The 15,501-nt window shown below is 41.3% G+C and carries 15 protein-coding genes; 7 read left to right on the top strand and 8 right to left on the bottom strand.

Going from position 1 to position 15,501, the window contains the following annotated elements:
* Positions 1 to 9 precede the first annotated feature (9 nt).
* The 5 genes from K1X76_05655 to K1X76_05635 form a co-directional block, all read right to left on the bottom strand.
* Entirely contained in the window at positions 10 to 1,929 is a 1,920-nt protein-coding gene (locus tag K1X76_05655; protein ID MBX7148552.1) for a hypothetical protein, read from the bottom strand.
* Positions 1,930 to 2,044: 115 nt separating this feature from the next.
* Positions 2,045 to 3,031: an A/G-specific adenine glycosylase gene (gene mutY, locus K1X76_05650; protein MBX7148551.1), complete on the bottom strand. Its 987-nt coding sequence runs from the start codon at positions 3,029 to 3,031 to the stop codon at positions 2,045 to 2,047.
* A gap of 46 nt (positions 3,032 to 3,077) precedes the next feature.
* Positions 3,078 to 3,269 (bottom strand): hypothetical protein, encoded by a 192-nt coding sequence (locus K1X76_05645; protein MBX7148550.1) that lies wholly within the window; start codon positions 3,267 to 3,269, stop codon positions 3,078 to 3,080.
* Positions 3,270 to 3,370: 101 nt separating this feature from the next.
* Positions 3,371 to 6,397, bottom strand: coding sequence for a hypothetical protein (locus tag K1X76_05640; protein ID MBX7148549.1), 3,027 nt, complete (start codon positions 6,395 to 6,397; stop codon positions 3,371 to 3,373).
* A 150-nt stretch (positions 6,398 to 6,547) separates the two neighbouring features.
* The gene (locus K1X76_05635; GenBank protein MBX7148548.1) at positions 6,548 to 7,810 is read right to left on the bottom strand and encodes a DEAD/DEAH box helicase; all 1,263 of its coding nucleotides are present in this window, start codon (positions 7,808 to 7,810) and stop codon (positions 6,548 to 6,550) included.
* A gap of 141 nt (positions 7,811 to 7,951) precedes the next feature.
* On the opposite strand from K1X76_05635, the gene K1X76_05630 reads away from it, so the two are divergent.
* Entirely contained in the window at positions 7,952 to 9,172 is a 1,221-nt protein-coding gene (locus K1X76_05630) for a tetratricopeptide repeat protein (GenBank protein ID MBX7148547.1), read from the top strand.
* Positions 9,173 to 9,182: 10 nt separating this feature from the next.
* Positions 9,183 to 10,271 carry an FHA domain-containing protein gene (locus K1X76_05625; protein ID MBX7148546.1) on the top strand — a complete coding sequence of 363 codons (1,089 nt, stop codon included), beginning with the start codon at positions 9,183 to 9,185 and terminating at the stop codon, positions 10,269 to 10,271.
* 207 nt (positions 10,272 to 10,478) lie between these two features.
* Here K1X76_05625 and K1X76_05620 read toward each other — a convergent pair whose 3' ends face one another.
* The 3 genes from K1X76_05620 to K1X76_05610 form a co-directional block, all read right to left on the bottom strand.
* Positions 10,479 to 11,573 (bottom strand): EscU/YscU/HrcU family type III secretion system export apparatus switch protein, encoded by a 1,095-nt coding sequence (locus K1X76_05620; GenBank protein MBX7148545.1) that lies wholly within the window; start codon positions 11,571 to 11,573, stop codon positions 10,479 to 10,481.
* A gap of 115 nt (positions 11,574 to 11,688) precedes the next feature.
* Entirely contained in the window at positions 11,689 to 12,063 is a 375-nt protein-coding gene (locus tag K1X76_05615; GenBank protein ID MBX7148544.1) for a type II toxin-antitoxin system VapC family toxin, read from the bottom strand.
* Entirely contained in the window at positions 12,064 to 12,246 is a 183-nt protein-coding gene (locus K1X76_05610; protein MBX7148543.1) for a hypothetical protein, read from the bottom strand.
* Between the two features lie 251 nt (positions 12,247 to 12,497).
* Here K1X76_05610 and K1X76_05605 point away from each other — a divergent pair, with 251 nt between their 5' ends.
* From K1X76_05605 to K1X76_05585, 5 genes are all read left to right on the top strand, one after another.
* Entirely contained in the window at positions 12,498 to 12,770 is a 273-nt protein-coding gene (locus tag K1X76_05605) for an AtpZ/AtpI family protein (protein MBX7148542.1), read from the top strand.
* A complete protein-coding gene (locus K1X76_05600; GenBank protein MBX7148541.1) occupies positions 12,767 to 13,174 on the top strand; it encodes a hypothetical protein in 408 nt (135 codons plus the stop codon). Before K1X76_05605 ends, K1X76_05600 begins: the two co-directional genes overlap by 4 nt.
* A 4-nt stretch (positions 13,175 to 13,178) precedes the next feature.
* Positions 13,179 to 13,877, top strand: coding sequence for a F0F1 ATP synthase subunit A (gene atpB / locus K1X76_05595; GenBank protein MBX7148540.1), 699 nt, complete (start codon positions 13,179 to 13,181; stop codon positions 13,875 to 13,877).
* Positions 13,878 to 14,021: 144 nt separating this feature from the next.
* Positions 14,022 to 14,345, top strand: a complete 324-nt coding sequence (gene atpE / locus K1X76_05590; GenBank protein MBX7148539.1) for an ATP synthase F0 subunit C — start codon at positions 14,022 to 14,024, stop codon at positions 14,343 to 14,345.
* Between the two features lie 45 nt (positions 14,346 to 14,390).
* Entirely contained in the window at positions 14,391 to 15,500 is a 1,110-nt protein-coding gene (locus tag K1X76_05585; GenBank protein MBX7148538.1) for a tetratricopeptide repeat protein, read from the top strand.
* The last annotated feature ends 1 nt before the right edge of the window (position 15,501 follow it).

Below are 15,501 nucleotides of genomic sequence, written 5' to 3'. Positions count from 1 at the left end.
AAAAGAAATTTAAGGCATAAAATAATTACCCTTATCAGAAAAAGAAGCTTTAAAAACCGAAACTGCCTTCTCTTTAAACAAATGCACTACATGCAATGTTTTTAAATTTAAACGGTGAGCCGCCACTAGAATATTTTTAACACCCTCTGGCGAAAGATCGGTGAGAGGAATTTTTTTATCTACCAAGCCATCCGCATAACGCTCGCACACCTGTTGCATATACAAATGCTGCGCCGCCAAAATTTCATGTCCTTTTTTAAATACTGACTTACTCATTTTTCTTTCTTTTAAATAGAGGCTTTCCAGAGCTTCTACTGTAAAAACTGAACCACTTTTTACTAAAATCTGACGTTCATCGTCTAACGGCTCCAAACCAGGCGTCACACCAAAAATAGACGCTACTTCTTCATCACCATCAATACCTACAAACGCTGCATGCCGCACCACGGGACCATCTTGCCGGTGTAAGTCTTGAGGAACGCCTCTTTTTAAGGCCAGTTGTGCACTGCAAAGCATGGCTTCTTCATGAATAAAACCACAAACTTCCTGTGCCAAGAGCAAAGCTTCTCGTGAATCGTATGGAATTCCCATTTCCATCAACACCATAGCCCACCCACAAATATTTAAACTTAAGCGCGCTACATCAATTTCCTTTTCAAGGCCAGACGAAAGGCAAAGGACATTATCTAAAAAATGTACAGCACGATAAACGGCATTTTTTAACAACCCCCAATTTAAATTACCATCGTGTACACAAGAAAAAATATTGAGTGAGCCCAGTAACGTTTTGTTTCCAGGTTTAAAAGCTTGCGCATGACAAGGGTGAATAAGAAATGAATTGGCATCACCCGGAGTAGCCGCAATTTGATGTGGAAAATAAAATTTAAGTTCTCCATCGCGGCTTAAAAGATCCACAAATTTTTCTAAAAAGAAATTTACAGGTACTTTACGTACCAGAGAGCCCGTCCGTGGATTTAATAGACTAACAAAATCATCCTGATTTAACGCCTGTAAAAACTCACGGTCTGGGGCAAATATGCCTTTAAAAAAATTTTGATTTTCAAGAAGCGCATTTAAAAATAGATCACTTTGTGGATGCGATAAACTTAAAGAAACACTATGAGTTGTAGAGCCGGATACAGGATACAGTTGTAAACCCTGAGCATAAAATTTAAGTAATTCTTGAGGATTAACGGCATTTAATGTTTTACCACCAATAACATCGCCTGCCGCTCGCAATTTTAATTCAATAAATGAAGAACGCCCTGCTTGATGATTTTCAATTAAATGTTGTAAGCCCTCGCTTAGCGAGCTTGCCTGATCTTCCACCGTAAAAGCAGGAGATGTTTGCGGCCATAACGAGCCTAAGTGAGACAGCACATCTAAGGTTGGTAAAAAAACTCCTGATGCTAAAAAATTATACCATTCATTTTCAATTTTATCTGAATTTAAGCGTGGGTCAAAATGGATATCGGCTTGGGTAAGCGCGCGTGCTGCACGTTCTAAAATGCCATCACAAAACTCTTGAACATTCCCACCAAAATCACGCTTGGCTGCTACTGATACAATTTTTTGCTGGGCATCGGGCAAATAGGAAATAGCTTCTTTTTGAACAAGCGGGATAACTTCGGGAGCAGCTTTCTTTTTTTCTTCAGCTGGAAGCAAAACCCTTAATACATCTTGTGATAAAATGGGATGATGCCCGTTTGTTTTATTTTCTTCCGTGGCAGCAACATCGTCTGCCAAACCCAGTGCCACTAATTTTTCGGTAACAATGGCATTTAAGGTATCGGTGGTAAGAACACCAATGCGGCGGTTAAAAATTTCTTTTTCCACCTCATCCCCTACAAGCTTTGCAATATTGGATGTGATTTTTGAATTGCCCAAATTGAGAAGTTCGCGAACCAACACATCCCGTTTAAATTTCATGCCTTTTTGTGAAAAAAGTGGGGTTATTTTTTTAACCGCAATAGGAGAATTTGTTTTGGACGAAAACCAAGCCATTTCTTTGGCATAGTGGGGATTGGAACCGAAGTCAATAGGGCTAAAACTGAACGCTTTGAATGGACTTAAGAACTTTTTTGGTAATAGTGGTGAGCGGGTACTCTTGAAGTTGAGTAATAGCAATCCAACTTCCTGCCTGCTTGGGCTTTTGAGACATTTTTTCTATTACAGGCCAAACGGTAATCCGCTTATTCATAATGGCATGTTTTACCGGTTTTATGTCTGTTCTTTGAGGGCGGCTTTCTTCTAACGGGAACTCCCACATCATCCCATTTACTTCACCTTGGGCGCGCTGGGTAAGCCAGTAGGATTTTTTATGTTGATAAACAAAGCAGGTAAGATTGACGTCCATGTATTTTGTTTTTTTGACTTTGATAGGAAGCAAATGAACCTGATTTGATTTATAAGCCGTGCATCCATCACGTAGCGGGCATAAAAGACATTGCGTATTTTTAGGTGTACACACGGTAGCACCCAATTCCATCACGGCCTGATTAAAATCACCTGGGCGTTTTTTATCGATAAGTTCTTTCATGATGTCGCGGACCATTTCGCGAGTTTTAGGCAGCATGATGTCATCCCCAATTCCTTTATAGCGGGCAACCACTCGCAACACATTGCCATCAACCACCGGGATCACTTCACCAAAAGCTATACTGGCAACGGCTGCCGAGGCGTAATCGCCCAAACCTGGAAGTGTTTTGAGTTGTGCGGCAGTAGACGGAAGTTTACCGTTAAATTCCCCAACAACTTTCTGCGCTGCTTTTTTAAGATTACGCACGCGCGAGTAATAACCAAGACCTGCCCATAATTTGAGAAGCTGATCTTCGGGAGCTGTTGCTAAATCTTTTAGTGTAGGGAGTGTTTGAATAAAACGCTCATAATAAGGAATTACCGTAGCAACAGTTGTTTGCTGCAACATCGCTTCGGATATCCAAATAAAATAGGGATTAGTGGTATGCCGCCAGGGCAAATCGCGTTTACAGCGATCGTACCAGGAGAGTAGATTTTTTGAAAATGGGGGCATGACTCACAGATAGTGAAAGTCATGCCCCTAATCAAGATCAAAAGGATTAAATATCCTGAGGTTTTACTGTGCTACGACGATTTGCCTTTGTGCGTTCAATAGCACGGTCAATGGCAGCATACACAGCATTGCTGATAGCGCCAATGGCATCGCCCGAGGTTTGGCATTTTTTGGATTTGATATAAGCTTTTACTTTGCTGGCAACAACCAGCACTTCTTTAGAAGATTTCTTGGCCATAAATAAGTCCTTTATAAAGTTAGGGTTAAAATTAAAGAGAGGTGTATTGTGGTGATTTTAGAGGGAAAGATCAAATATTATTTTACGGGTTATCTGTAAAACTAAAACCCGTCACAAACCCAGGTTTTTACTTCTTCTTCACCGTCTTCTACCGTAACACCCATATTATACAGTTCCATACTCATGTCTTTTAAATCGCTTCGCATACGGTCGTAGTCGTGAGCATAAAGTACTTTGGCCGCGTTCGCGTTACAGGCTGCTCGGTCGGTATTATAATAATAAGGTTCGTTTCCATCGTAATAAGCCGGCTCGTCAAAACGTGCCAGTTTAGTGTTAAAAGACTGGCAAAGGGTTTTTATTTGCTGGCAACTGCTGGACGTTTTATTGGTGCAAAATTTATCATAAGCTTTTTTAAACTGGGTGTTCACGGTTGCAGCCCAGCGTAAATCAATAGCTCCCTGACCCAAACCCATAAACTGGTAGGTGGGAATTGATGTTCCTTTGGCCGGATAAACCGTGCGCATTTCAACCGTAGGCATCTGAGGGCTCTCCACAAAGGGATCCCCCATTCCCGGGTAGCTCCAATTATAGGTAAAGGCCATAGCCCCATCCAAACGGCTGTTAAATAGAAAAAAACCAAAATAAGTGCGATTTAATTGCGGGTGTTCAAAATATGATTGAAAGTAGAACTTTTCCTCCTTGATATGACGCTGCCTGGCCTCAACCTGTTCCCCTTCAAAATCGGCTCTTCTGGCATCAATTATTGTATTTAAATCACGGCTAATAGAATCATAAATAATATTCTTTCCAGTCGCATCCATCTGACAGGTCATGTTACTGGTAGCTGAAATTGAAGAATGCCAAATATCGGTGAGCGGATCCAATAACGTACCGTCATTTGCCATATACTTGCCATCTTCATAAAAACATTCGTTTATAAATTGATAAGAATTATAATTCTGACAATATTGAGCAGATAGATTTTTATCCTTACACGTCCATCCCCCAGGGGTTGGACATGATAAAGTAAAACGTGTCATCACTGCCGCATCCCACAAAGTATCCGAGGCACAAGCATTTGGCGTTTCTAAGGCTCTATCTGTGCAAATAGTCTTAATAGTTTGGGTATCACTCGCAACATTTTGGCAATCACATTGTGTATCTAATACCCTTTCCAAAACACTACGCCCCGAATTGCTAATAAGAGTGGGCATCTCCAGCCCCAGAGATCCAAATTTATTTTTCATCTCCGCCATCATCTCCAAATGGGCTTTCATTCTCAAATCGTTAAAAGGCTCATCGGTTCCGGCAAAAACAGGCAAATTAGATCCAAACTTGCTTATTGAGTTAGCAGTGAGTGTTTTTAGATCAATATTTTTATTATAATTCATGGTGTATTGATCGAAGCGCAAACCATCATTAAGGCCTTTTCCACTCAACAGATCTAAAGTTCTGTCGGAAACATTGTTTTCATCGTAGATATTGTTCATCCCAATAAAATTAAACCCGTTTTCAAGCATAAGATTGAAATCATTTTTCATGAGGCCAACATTCATTTTACCGGAATAAAAAAATGGCAAGCGATACCACATCCCCACCGCTTGCCATGGCTTCACAAAAGGAACTGGATGCACCGTGAGTGATACAGGAACATCCCCCACAACATGATCCTTACTTCTAAAAACCATTCGTCCAAAATACGAACCATTTTCTGTACCCGGAACCGGCTTTATAAAATTAACAATAGTTTTAAATTGCCCTGGTAAAATTTGAGTTGAAAAATCTGGCGAAGTGTCTGGGGGAAAATACTGCAAAACAGTATCATCCATTAAACAGAAAAAAGAAGCCCCTTTACTCACCTTAATACTCTGGGCATTTAATCCATCCAGCGTGTTGTTACAGATCTCAAAATTGGTATCAAACAATATATTTTGCGATAACACTCCAGACGCAGATAAGGAATTTTCCGTTACAGTAAATTCTTCAAATGTATAGCTGGATTTATAAAATGTAACGTTCAGTTCTTGATCGCGCGGAAGCATTAAAAGCGGATACGGAGATGTTGATGCCCCCTTAGGAAAGGGAGCTGGAAGAGTGGATTTATTGATATTGCCCGCTTCACTTAAGGTAACCACTGTTGAATTAGTAGTGGCCGTCACTCTTACCTCCAGTTCAACCTCACCTCCCTGTAAAAATGATTCCGAAGAAAGATATATAATTTTTTTAATGCTCCCTACTGTTAAATAGCCCCTGTAAAATGCAGTATCGGGCATAAGTTTTCCATTAGTATACATGTAGGCAACACTATCTAATATAAGCTGAAACTGTTTGTCGGGGCTTTCCATATTAAATAATATTTTAGCAGCCGGCTCTCTGGCATACTCCACTACATTGGTATAGGGCGTAGTAAATTTTACGTTGATGACTAAACTTTGAGTGGAATCTTGCTTGGCCGATTTTCCCGACTTGATCACTACAGGGCCTTGCGGCATAAACCCCTCATCACTCAAAGTTTCTGGAAATAAAAAATATCCCTTCAAACTATCTGCATCATTCTTAAGTAACATTTCGGGAGCTTCCACATTAACCCATGCTCCGGAAGATTTTTTTTCCAAATGCTTCCAGTTTTTAGCCACATAGCTCTCTAACTCAGCAGGATTTTCAACCGCCGTATACATACCATCCTTCAGTTGGTAAAAATCTTCTAGATCCACATCCACATCATCTAAATTTTGCGCAGTATCATTTTGGAGTGTAAAACCCTGAGTTATCATTTCACCTTGTGCTAATGTCATGGTTACAGTTGCAGGATTTATCTCTACATCAAATTGTTTCATGACATCGGGCGTACATGCTGTGTTTCCACACAAACTGTTTAATGATTTTACTTTGAGTAAACCGGGATGTTTAAAAAAGCGTAGATCGTTATCATAAAAAGCGGGCTCTTTTAAAAAATCGGGAAGAGGAGCCGGGGGAGGCTCCACACATTTGGGATCACTTGAACCAGGGGGACATTCTTCTACCGGCTTGCCCTTATCGTCATTAGGCACAAAACCATCATGATTGCCCGCACACGAAATCAAACAACATGATAAGATAAGAAAAAAATATACCCGAAAAATGCCCATACGGGCTTAATATTCAAATTTGATGCCAATTATAATGATAAGATAAATCTATAAGCTATTGATTTTATTTGATGTTTTAAAGCGCTCCAACCCCCAGAAGTGTCAATAAAAACAGCATTTTGGAAGAATTTTCAATTTGAGAGAAATGAACTAACGCCGTGAAAAACGACGACGCCCCGGTTTAAGACGTTCGCGATTAATATCGTTTAAAATCATTTTCCGTTTATCCATCCCGGCATTTGCATTGCCACCTACTGTAGAAGGCAATTGAAGCGACAAGGCTTCGCGGTGCATGGGTGTTATAGAAAGAGTCTGCTTAATCACGCGTTCAATATCTTTAATGTCGCGTTTTTCGTCCGGCGTGGCAAATGAGATGGCTTTTCCGGCGCGTCCAGCACGTCCCGTGCGGCCAATGCGATGCACATAATCTTCGGAATTGCCGGGCAAATCGTAGTTTACGACCAACTCAATGTGGCTCACATCAATACCACGAGCAGCAATATCGGTAGCCACAAGTATACGGTACTTGCCGGTTTTAAAACCTTCCAAGGCTTCTTTACGCTGACCCAAACTGCGATCGGCATGAATTTCGGCGGCACTGTATCCCTTTTGAATAAGAATACGTTTAATGCGATGGGCGCCATGTTTGGTACGCGAAAAAATAAGTACCGTTCCCACATGCTTTTTTAAGATATCATCTAAGATGGGCATTTTGCCTTCACGATCCACCATAATAATTTCTTGTTCCACTTTTTCGGCCGTGGTTCCAGCACGTGCTACTTCTACACGTACCGGAAGTGACATAAAATTTTTGGTAATATTGACAATGCCCTCGGGCATGGTGGCAGAAAATACAAAAGTTTGTTTTTTACGAACCACGCTTTTTAAAATGCGGTTTACTTGGGGAGCAAAACCCATGTCTAGCATACGGTCGGCTTCGTCCAAAACTAAAAGCTCAATATCGGCCAACGAAATGGTTCCTTCTTGCATGTGGTCTAAAAGGCGTCCGGGAGTGGCAATAATAATGCGCGGTTTGTATCGTTTTAAATCGTCCACTTGGCGGTTCATGGATTCACCACCAATAAGCACCACACTGGTAAGCCCCATGGGTTTGGCAAGTAACTTCATGGTATCGTTTACCTGAATAGCCAATTCGCGTGTGGGCACCAATACAAGTGCGCGTCCCGGTAACTGTTGCAAACGCTGCACCAGCGGGATGGAAAACGCCAAGGTTTTACCGGTACCGGTTTGCGCTATTCCAATAATATCTTTTCCTTCCAGCCCTACCGGGATGGATTGTTCTTGAATGGGGGTGGGAGTATGAAATTTGAGATGGTTTAAAAGCTCCATCACTTTAGGGGCAATGCCCAAGCCTGTAAATTTGCTATCCACAGGAGTATCTGTTTGTGTCATAAAATATTCACAGTATTTCTATCATTTAATGAGACAACTTTAGACTCAGGAGATGCCGAAATGCTGAAGGCGGTAAACCTAACAATAATTACTTAAAATTAATAGCTTTTTTGCTAAATTTCATGGAAAATATTGAAATCTATGAAGTTTATCTTTCTATCTCTTATGTTACTGGCTACACCTGCTTTGGCCAAAGACAAGGCTTCTAAACCCGCAGAACGCGCCATATACCACAACAACCAGTGCGTTACCGCCATGCACGATGGCAATAATGAGCGCGCTATTTTTGAATGTAAAACAGCAACCGAGGTGTCGCCTAGCTATGTAGAGGCCTGGAACAACTTGGGGCTAGCCTATAAATTTAAAGGTCAAATGGAGCTTGCTACACAAGCGCTGCAAAAAGCCATTAGTCTCGATTCTAAATACGCTTCTCCCTATAATCATTTGGGAACCATCTATTATAGCTTGGGCCGTTTTGATGATGCCATTAGCGAATTTAAAAAGGCCATCAAATATAACAAACAGTTTAGCGATGCTTTTTATAACATGGGACTTACTTATGTGGCCATGGGCCCAAAGGATCCAGAAAAAAGAAAACTAGCTATTAACGCACTCATTCAGGCCACCACCTTTAATGCCGAACATCCTTATGCGCATCATGAACTGGCAAAGTTGTTTCAAGAAAATGGCGATACCGAAAAAGCCATTATTCGCTATAAACTTGCGTTAGAAATAAATCCCCAATTAAACGAAGCCTGGGTAAATTTGGCCAATTTATATACAAAAACAGGTGAAACCTTAAAGGCACAACAAGCTCTCTCGCATGCCATGTCAAACGAGCCCGATTCACCAGAAGCTCATCTCAATATGGGCGTGAGTTTTTTAAAGGAAAAAAATTACGCGATGGCGCTTAACGAATTTGACAAAGTAGTGGCCAAAATGCCCGCCAACGAGAAAGCCTATTTTAACGCCGGCTTTGCCCATTATAACTTGGCACTCATGGCCAAAAATAACGGGAATGGAGGCGAAGCCAATAGCCATTTTGCCGAAGCGGTTAAAGCCTATATGTCGGCCCTTAAATTAAAACCCAATTTTACCGATGCCGCATTTAGTGTAGGCTATACCTACCAAAGCGATGGCAAAACCGATGAAGCACTTAAATGGTATCAAAAAACATTGGAGCTTGATGCAAACCATGCGCGTACTCTTTTTACCTTGGGCAACTTGTACCAACAAACCGGCGATAAAACCAAGGCCGCACAATACTTGTGTACTTTATCTAAACTAAAAACCGTAGATATTCCTCTGGACAGAGAGAAACTCAAAGTGCAAATAACACAATTAGGCGGATGCCCTAAATAATCACGAAAAAATGCCAAAATTTACCATTAAAAACCGCAAAACAGGCACCTCGCAAAGTGTTCATGTAAAAAAAGACCAAATTTTAATTGGTCGTCGTGGTAAAAACGATATTTCGCTTGATAGCGAAACCATCTCGCGCAAGCACGCCGAAATTATTCGCATGAATAACGATTTTTATTTGGTTGATTTAGAGAGCGGTAACGGCACCCTGCTTAATAACAAAGCTTTAAAACCACACGAAAAAAATTTACTGACCGATAAAGACAATATCCGTGTAGAGGAATTTGATATTAGTTTTGAAATTACCGAGGAAGACCAGGGAATTTTTGAAGATCAAACCGATTCGGGTATTATTGAAATTAAGATGATTAAAAAAGTGCTGTCGGCGCTTGATGTAGAAGCCCTGCCACGTCTAGAAGGGATTTCTCCCGAAACAAAAGGCCGCAAAGTAACATTAACAGACGACATCCCAGAATTAGCTATTGGCCGTGACCCTACCTGCCAGTTTTCAATTGATTCCAACGTGATTAGCCGTAAACACGCCGTTTTAAGCCGCAAATGGGGCGGCATTACTCTTACCGACAACAATAGCAAAAACGGAACTTATGTTAATAACCGCAAGGTTAATGAAGCCACGTTAAAAGATGGCGATACCATTACGCTAGGAACCATCAAATTTTTGTTTCGTAACCCTCAAGATATTGACATGGAAGCTTTAACGCGTGATTACGAAAACAAAGCCAAGCTAGAAGCTGAAAAATTAAGACCTGTAGAAGAAGAAAAGCCTCAACCAAAAAAAGAAGAACCCAAAAAAGAAGAACAGATTTCGCCAGCTGCTAAAATGAGCGTTGAAGATAAAAAGGAAGAACCTAAACCGGACGCCAAACCCGAAACAAAACCCGAACCAGAAGTTAAAGCTGAAGAACCTAAAAAAGAAGAAACACCAAAAAGTGAAGAAAAATCGGGCGAGCCCGAAACACCAGAAGCACCCAAACCCACCGGCCCCAAATTAAAATTTGATACGCTAGAGATTGTTCTCATGGCTGCTGGGGGAATTATTTTGGTAGCAGCTTTAGGGTTAATTCTTTATTTATTATAAAAAAGCCCTTTCCCCGGTAAAATTTTTTTCTGATTTTGTTCTGTGGACCGCTCACCCAAAACCAAGCAACCCCAAAAGAAAACTCATGCCCCAGCCGGAGGGCCCCACGCAGTGGGACCGGCGATATCCAGCACAAACCGTCAACAACAAGCGGTCCTTTCAAAATCAGAAAAAAATTTTACCGGGAAAGGGCGATCCACGCAAATATCAAACAAAAATAGCATTCTGAGGATCTTTAGGTTTCTCTTCATTTTTCATTTCGTAAACCAGAGTCAGTACTTCGGCAACAGCTTCGTAAAGCTCTTCCGGAATTTCCTCGCCAATTTCCAAATGTAAAAGCGACCACGCTAGCGGAATATTGCGAATAACCGGCACGCCTTCAGCTTCGGCAATTTCAATCATCCACTCCGCAAATTTACGCTGACCCTTCATGGTGAGCGTAGGAGAAGCCATTTCAGCTTTATCGTATTGCAACGCACAGGCAACATGGGTAGGGTTAGTAACCACTACATCTGCTTTTTTTACCGCTTGTTTGGCATCTCCAAAAGCCATCTCGCGATGAAGTCTTTTACGCTCACCTTTTACCGCCGGATCACCTTCGTCTTGCTTATACTCGCGCTTCACTTCATCTTTAGACATGCGCATATTTTTCATAAAATCCCAACGCTGCAACGCATAATCTAAACCCGAAATCACAATAAAGCAGATAAACACTTTTACTAAAAATTCGGTAATAATATCACTCGTAATACCAGCCGAAATCATCATATCAACGCGCGATGACTGAATAACGGCATCCAGTGCCTTATAAATAGAGGTGTAGGCCAAATAAAAAACCACGGCAATTTTGGCGATATTTTTAACAAGCTCAATAAGCACCGTTACCTTAAACATGTTTTTTAAGCCTTCAATAGGGTTTAGGCGTTCAGGCTTGGGCGTTAACGGATCACCCGTAAAAATAGCCCCCACTTGTAAAAGCCCTGCCAAATAACCCACCACCACCCCGGTAAGTAAAATAGGCAACAGGGTTTTAATCATGGTAAACGTTCCCAGTTTTCCAAGCTCGTACACCACAGCCCACGTTATTTCATTTTGTCCGATGGATTTAAAGCAGAGTTCAAAATACCTTTTAAATTCGCCCGCCATGTAACTCATAGAGGCAGCCATGGCAATAAAGCATAACACTAAAACTGCCACCTGGCTTACATCCTTACTTTTAGGCACCTGCCCTTTGTCGCGGGCTTCCCTTAAGCGTTTGGGGGTCGCGTCTTCGGTTTTCTCTTGGGATGAATCGTCGGCCATAATTTACCTATAAATGAGTGTACATGGTTTGGATGAACCTTAAAAGTACTCTTAGTAGTATTATCGGCAAATTAAGGGGGTAAAGTTGCGGGAAAAAGAGAGTTTTTGGAGAATATTACCGAGGAATCAGCACCTGAACATCGGTTTTTTTAAAATCTTTATCGAGGGTTAAGAGGGGGCAGCCTTCATCCATCGCCAGCGCATAGGCAAAGCAATCGCCGAGATTGATGGGATATTTATCGCGAGCCACAGCCACCACTTGCACATGTTTTATTTGAGGAGGAACATACCGTATTGGTTTTGAAAGAACATTGGTCTCAATTGTTTTATAAAGTTGGGGTTGGTATTTTTTAACAAGAATAAATACCTCGGCCAAATTAACCGTACTCATTCTCCATTGCCCCTTGTGAAGATCCAGTTGTTCTAAAACCCAGGAAGCCGTAGGTTCGTTAAATAAAACAGATAAAAGAGCCGAGGTATCAATAACCATTTATTCTCCCCACAATTCATCTTCATCCGCTATAGTTGGAATTCCTTTTGGAGGCACCCTAAGCCCTATTCCCAAAAGGTCCGAAAAATCGGCCTTGGGCGTTTTCTTTTTACGCATTTCCAGCGCTTCGGCCACAGCCTGCTTAATAGCCTTGGTTTTTTGCTTAATGCCGGTTTTTTTCATGTACTCCTTGATAGAGTTTTCAAGCCAATTTTAATGCGAATTTAAACGCCTAAGCTGCACTTCGTTTTTGAACTCGCGAGAAGAGCGGCTTAAACTCTTAATGAGTAAATAAAAAAACACGAGATGACAGAGCCCGCATCCTAAAATTGATTGATCACTATCTTCAAACTCAGCCATGGGAAATATATAAGTAATATCAAATACTTATTCCTTAAAAATTGATCAAAAAAACCAAAAGAAATATTTGACTCATGCGCCTTCCGCATGGTAATCCCGCCTCCACTTTGGATAAAGAACCAAACGATCAACAGGAGAACCAAAGCTTTTATAAAGCTTTCGCCATTTACGGTGCGGTTGGGTTTCAGTTGGTTTTGTCCATTGTAGCCGGATTATGGCTGGGGGGCTTGGCCGATACTCATTTTAACACCAAACCCTGGATTGCCATTGCTGGTATTGTAACAGGAGCCGTCGTTGGTTTTTACAACCTGGTCAGATTGTTAAACCGCTACAGCAACAACGAATGATTAGCACAACTACACAAACAGTATCTAAAGAAGAACTTATCCCGCTTCATACTGTACAAAAAATAGCGCTTACATATGCTGTTCTTGGCCTTATTGTTTCGGCTTATTTATTTTGGCCTTCGTTTTCTGTAATTGGTGGTTTTACTACAGGTGCTATTGTTGGTATTTGTAATTTTAGATTTATTAAATTTTTTGTGGAAAAACTACTGGCTCCCGAAGCTCCCAAAGCTTCAGTTGGTTTTTTGTTTTTCCTTAAAATCATCGGCCTTATTGCCTTGTCGGGCTTTATGATTTTACAGGTGCGCGTCAACACCATGGCTTTTGTAGCCGGTTTTGGTGCCATCATTGTTGGTATTATTGGCGAGAGCGTTCGCAGTGTTTTTGTCCCCAGAAAGGAAAATTAATAAAATGGAACACGGTCTTAATTTATTTGCCACCTTCTTGCATATCCCTCATGAATATATACACGTTTTTACCGGCGCCTTTGTAGGAACTCTTATTATAATTGCAGCCCTCATTTATCGTGCTAACTTAGGCACGGTAGAAGAAGAACTTGTTCCCGATGGCCGTTTATCTCTCAAAAACTTATTCCAATCTATCACTCAAGGAGTATTGGAATTGATGGAAAGCATTATTGGCCACGATGCAAAATATTATTTCCCTATAATTGGTGCAGTGTTTGTTTACGTACTGTTCAACAATTTATTAGGCGCTATCCCAGGTTTTGACCCTGCTACTGGTAATGTAAATACCAACTACGCCGTGTCTATTGTTGTTTTTGTTTATTACAACTATGTGGGCATACGTGAACAAGGTTTGGTCAATTACTTAAAACATTTTATGGGCCCAGTTTTATGGATTGCCCCTCTTTTATTTGCCATCGAATTAGTATCGCATGCTGTACGCCCCGTTACGTTGGCCGTTCGTTTGTATGCCAATTTAACCGGTGACCATATTGTTCTTGGAATTTTTTCGGGGCTTGTGCCCCTTATTGTCCCTATTGTTTTTATGGCCTTTGGAATTTTCGTAGCTTTGGTCCAGGCCTTTGTGTTTTCGCTTCTGTCTACCATTTATATTGGTTTGGCCGTAGCACACGAAGAACACTGATTGACCTAAAACCGTTTTTTAAAACGGTGACGGGTTTTCGGCAAAATATCTGTTCAACCTTGCAATGGTGCTAGGCGGGACAGACCGACAGTGTCTGGCTCTACAAAATTCCGGCGTATAGAAACATTTTATTTGGAGAAACGTATGAAAAAACTGCTCAGCATTTTGAGTTTAATTGTAGCTCAGTTTGGCATTGTTGGCTTGGCTATGGCCGAAGAAACCGCTAAAGCCGCTTCTAGCGACAGCGCCGGTTTAATTGCTATTGGCGCCGCCATTTCTATGGGCTTAGGTGCTTTAGGTGGCGCTTTAGGCCAAGGCAAAGCTGCTTCGGCTGCTTTGGAAGGTATTGCTCGTAATCCTGGTGCACAATCGAAAGTACAAACTCCCATGATCTTGGGTTTGGCTCTTATCGAATCTCTCGTGCTCCTCTCTTTCGTTATTGCCTTCATGTTAGTAGGCAAGCTGTAATTTTTATGTAACACCTAGGGGCCCCTTTGGGGCCCCTATTTTTTTATGAAGAAGATTTTTTTTGTTTTACTTCTTATTTCATCCCTTCCGCTTCATGCCGCGGATGATTCCGAATATAAAAAACTCACCAAACAATTTGAAGATTTAACCGATAAAGGCAAATTTGACAGCGCACTCACCATAGCTCTTAGCGCTCTAGACAATGCTATTAAAATTTTTCCGGCTACCGATGAAAACTTGGCAAAAGCCTATAACAATGTAGCCGAACTGGAACGTCATTTGGGAAAATACCCCGAGGCCGAAGCTCATTATATAAAGGCCTTAGAGCTTGAAAAAACACGCCCCGGCGCCACTAAAGAAAATATTGCGGTGCGCTACAACAATTTAGCTCTTAATTATTTGGATATTGAAGACACCGCAAAGGCCAAAATCAATTTAACCGAAGCACAAAACTTATTAACCGGCGTAAGTACCGACAGCGAAATTTTAGCCCGTGTGCATGCTAATTTGGCCGATGTAGCGCGCTTAGAGGGCAATGCCAGCGAAGCCGAAACACAATATGCACAGGCCATCAGTGTGTTATCTAAAAAAGAAAACGACAACGCTCTCTTTTTAGCCCAGGTTTATAACAATCAGGGACTTCTTTTTAAAAATTTGCGACGCTTCGACGAAGCTACTATTGCCCTTAATAAAGGAATTGCCCTTTATATTAAAAAAGAAGGCGACAAAAGCGCCGATGTTTATTTAAGCCAGATCAATTTAGCGTCTGTCTATAAAGTTCAGGGGAAATATAAAGAGGCCGAACCCATTTATCAAAAAGCACTGGCCGGTTTGGAAAAAGTTTTAGGTCCATCACACCCACAAATACCGCGAGTGCTCAATAATTTTTCGGGGCTCTACTTTTTGCAGGGCCAATTTGGCTTAGCCGAGGGCTTGGTAAAAAGAGCCTTGGCCATTGCCGAACAAAATTATGGACTCATCAATCATCCCGATATCATGACCTCACTTAAAAATTTAGAGCTTATTTATGTGGAAACGGGTAACGTGCCTGCTATCGACAAAATACACGAAAAAATGAATCTTGTGCGTTATGGCCCTGCCGAGGGACAAACACTTCCTCCTAAACCCACAATAACAAAGGATATGGAAACTTAAT

The organism is bacterium (genome assembly GCA_019695305.1).
Taxonomy (GTDB): Bacteria; UBA10199; UBA10199; order UBA10199; family JAIBAG01; genus JAIBAG01.
Note: the sequence above shows the minus strand (reverse complement) of the source record. Positions and strands in the feature narration are given on the sequence as shown.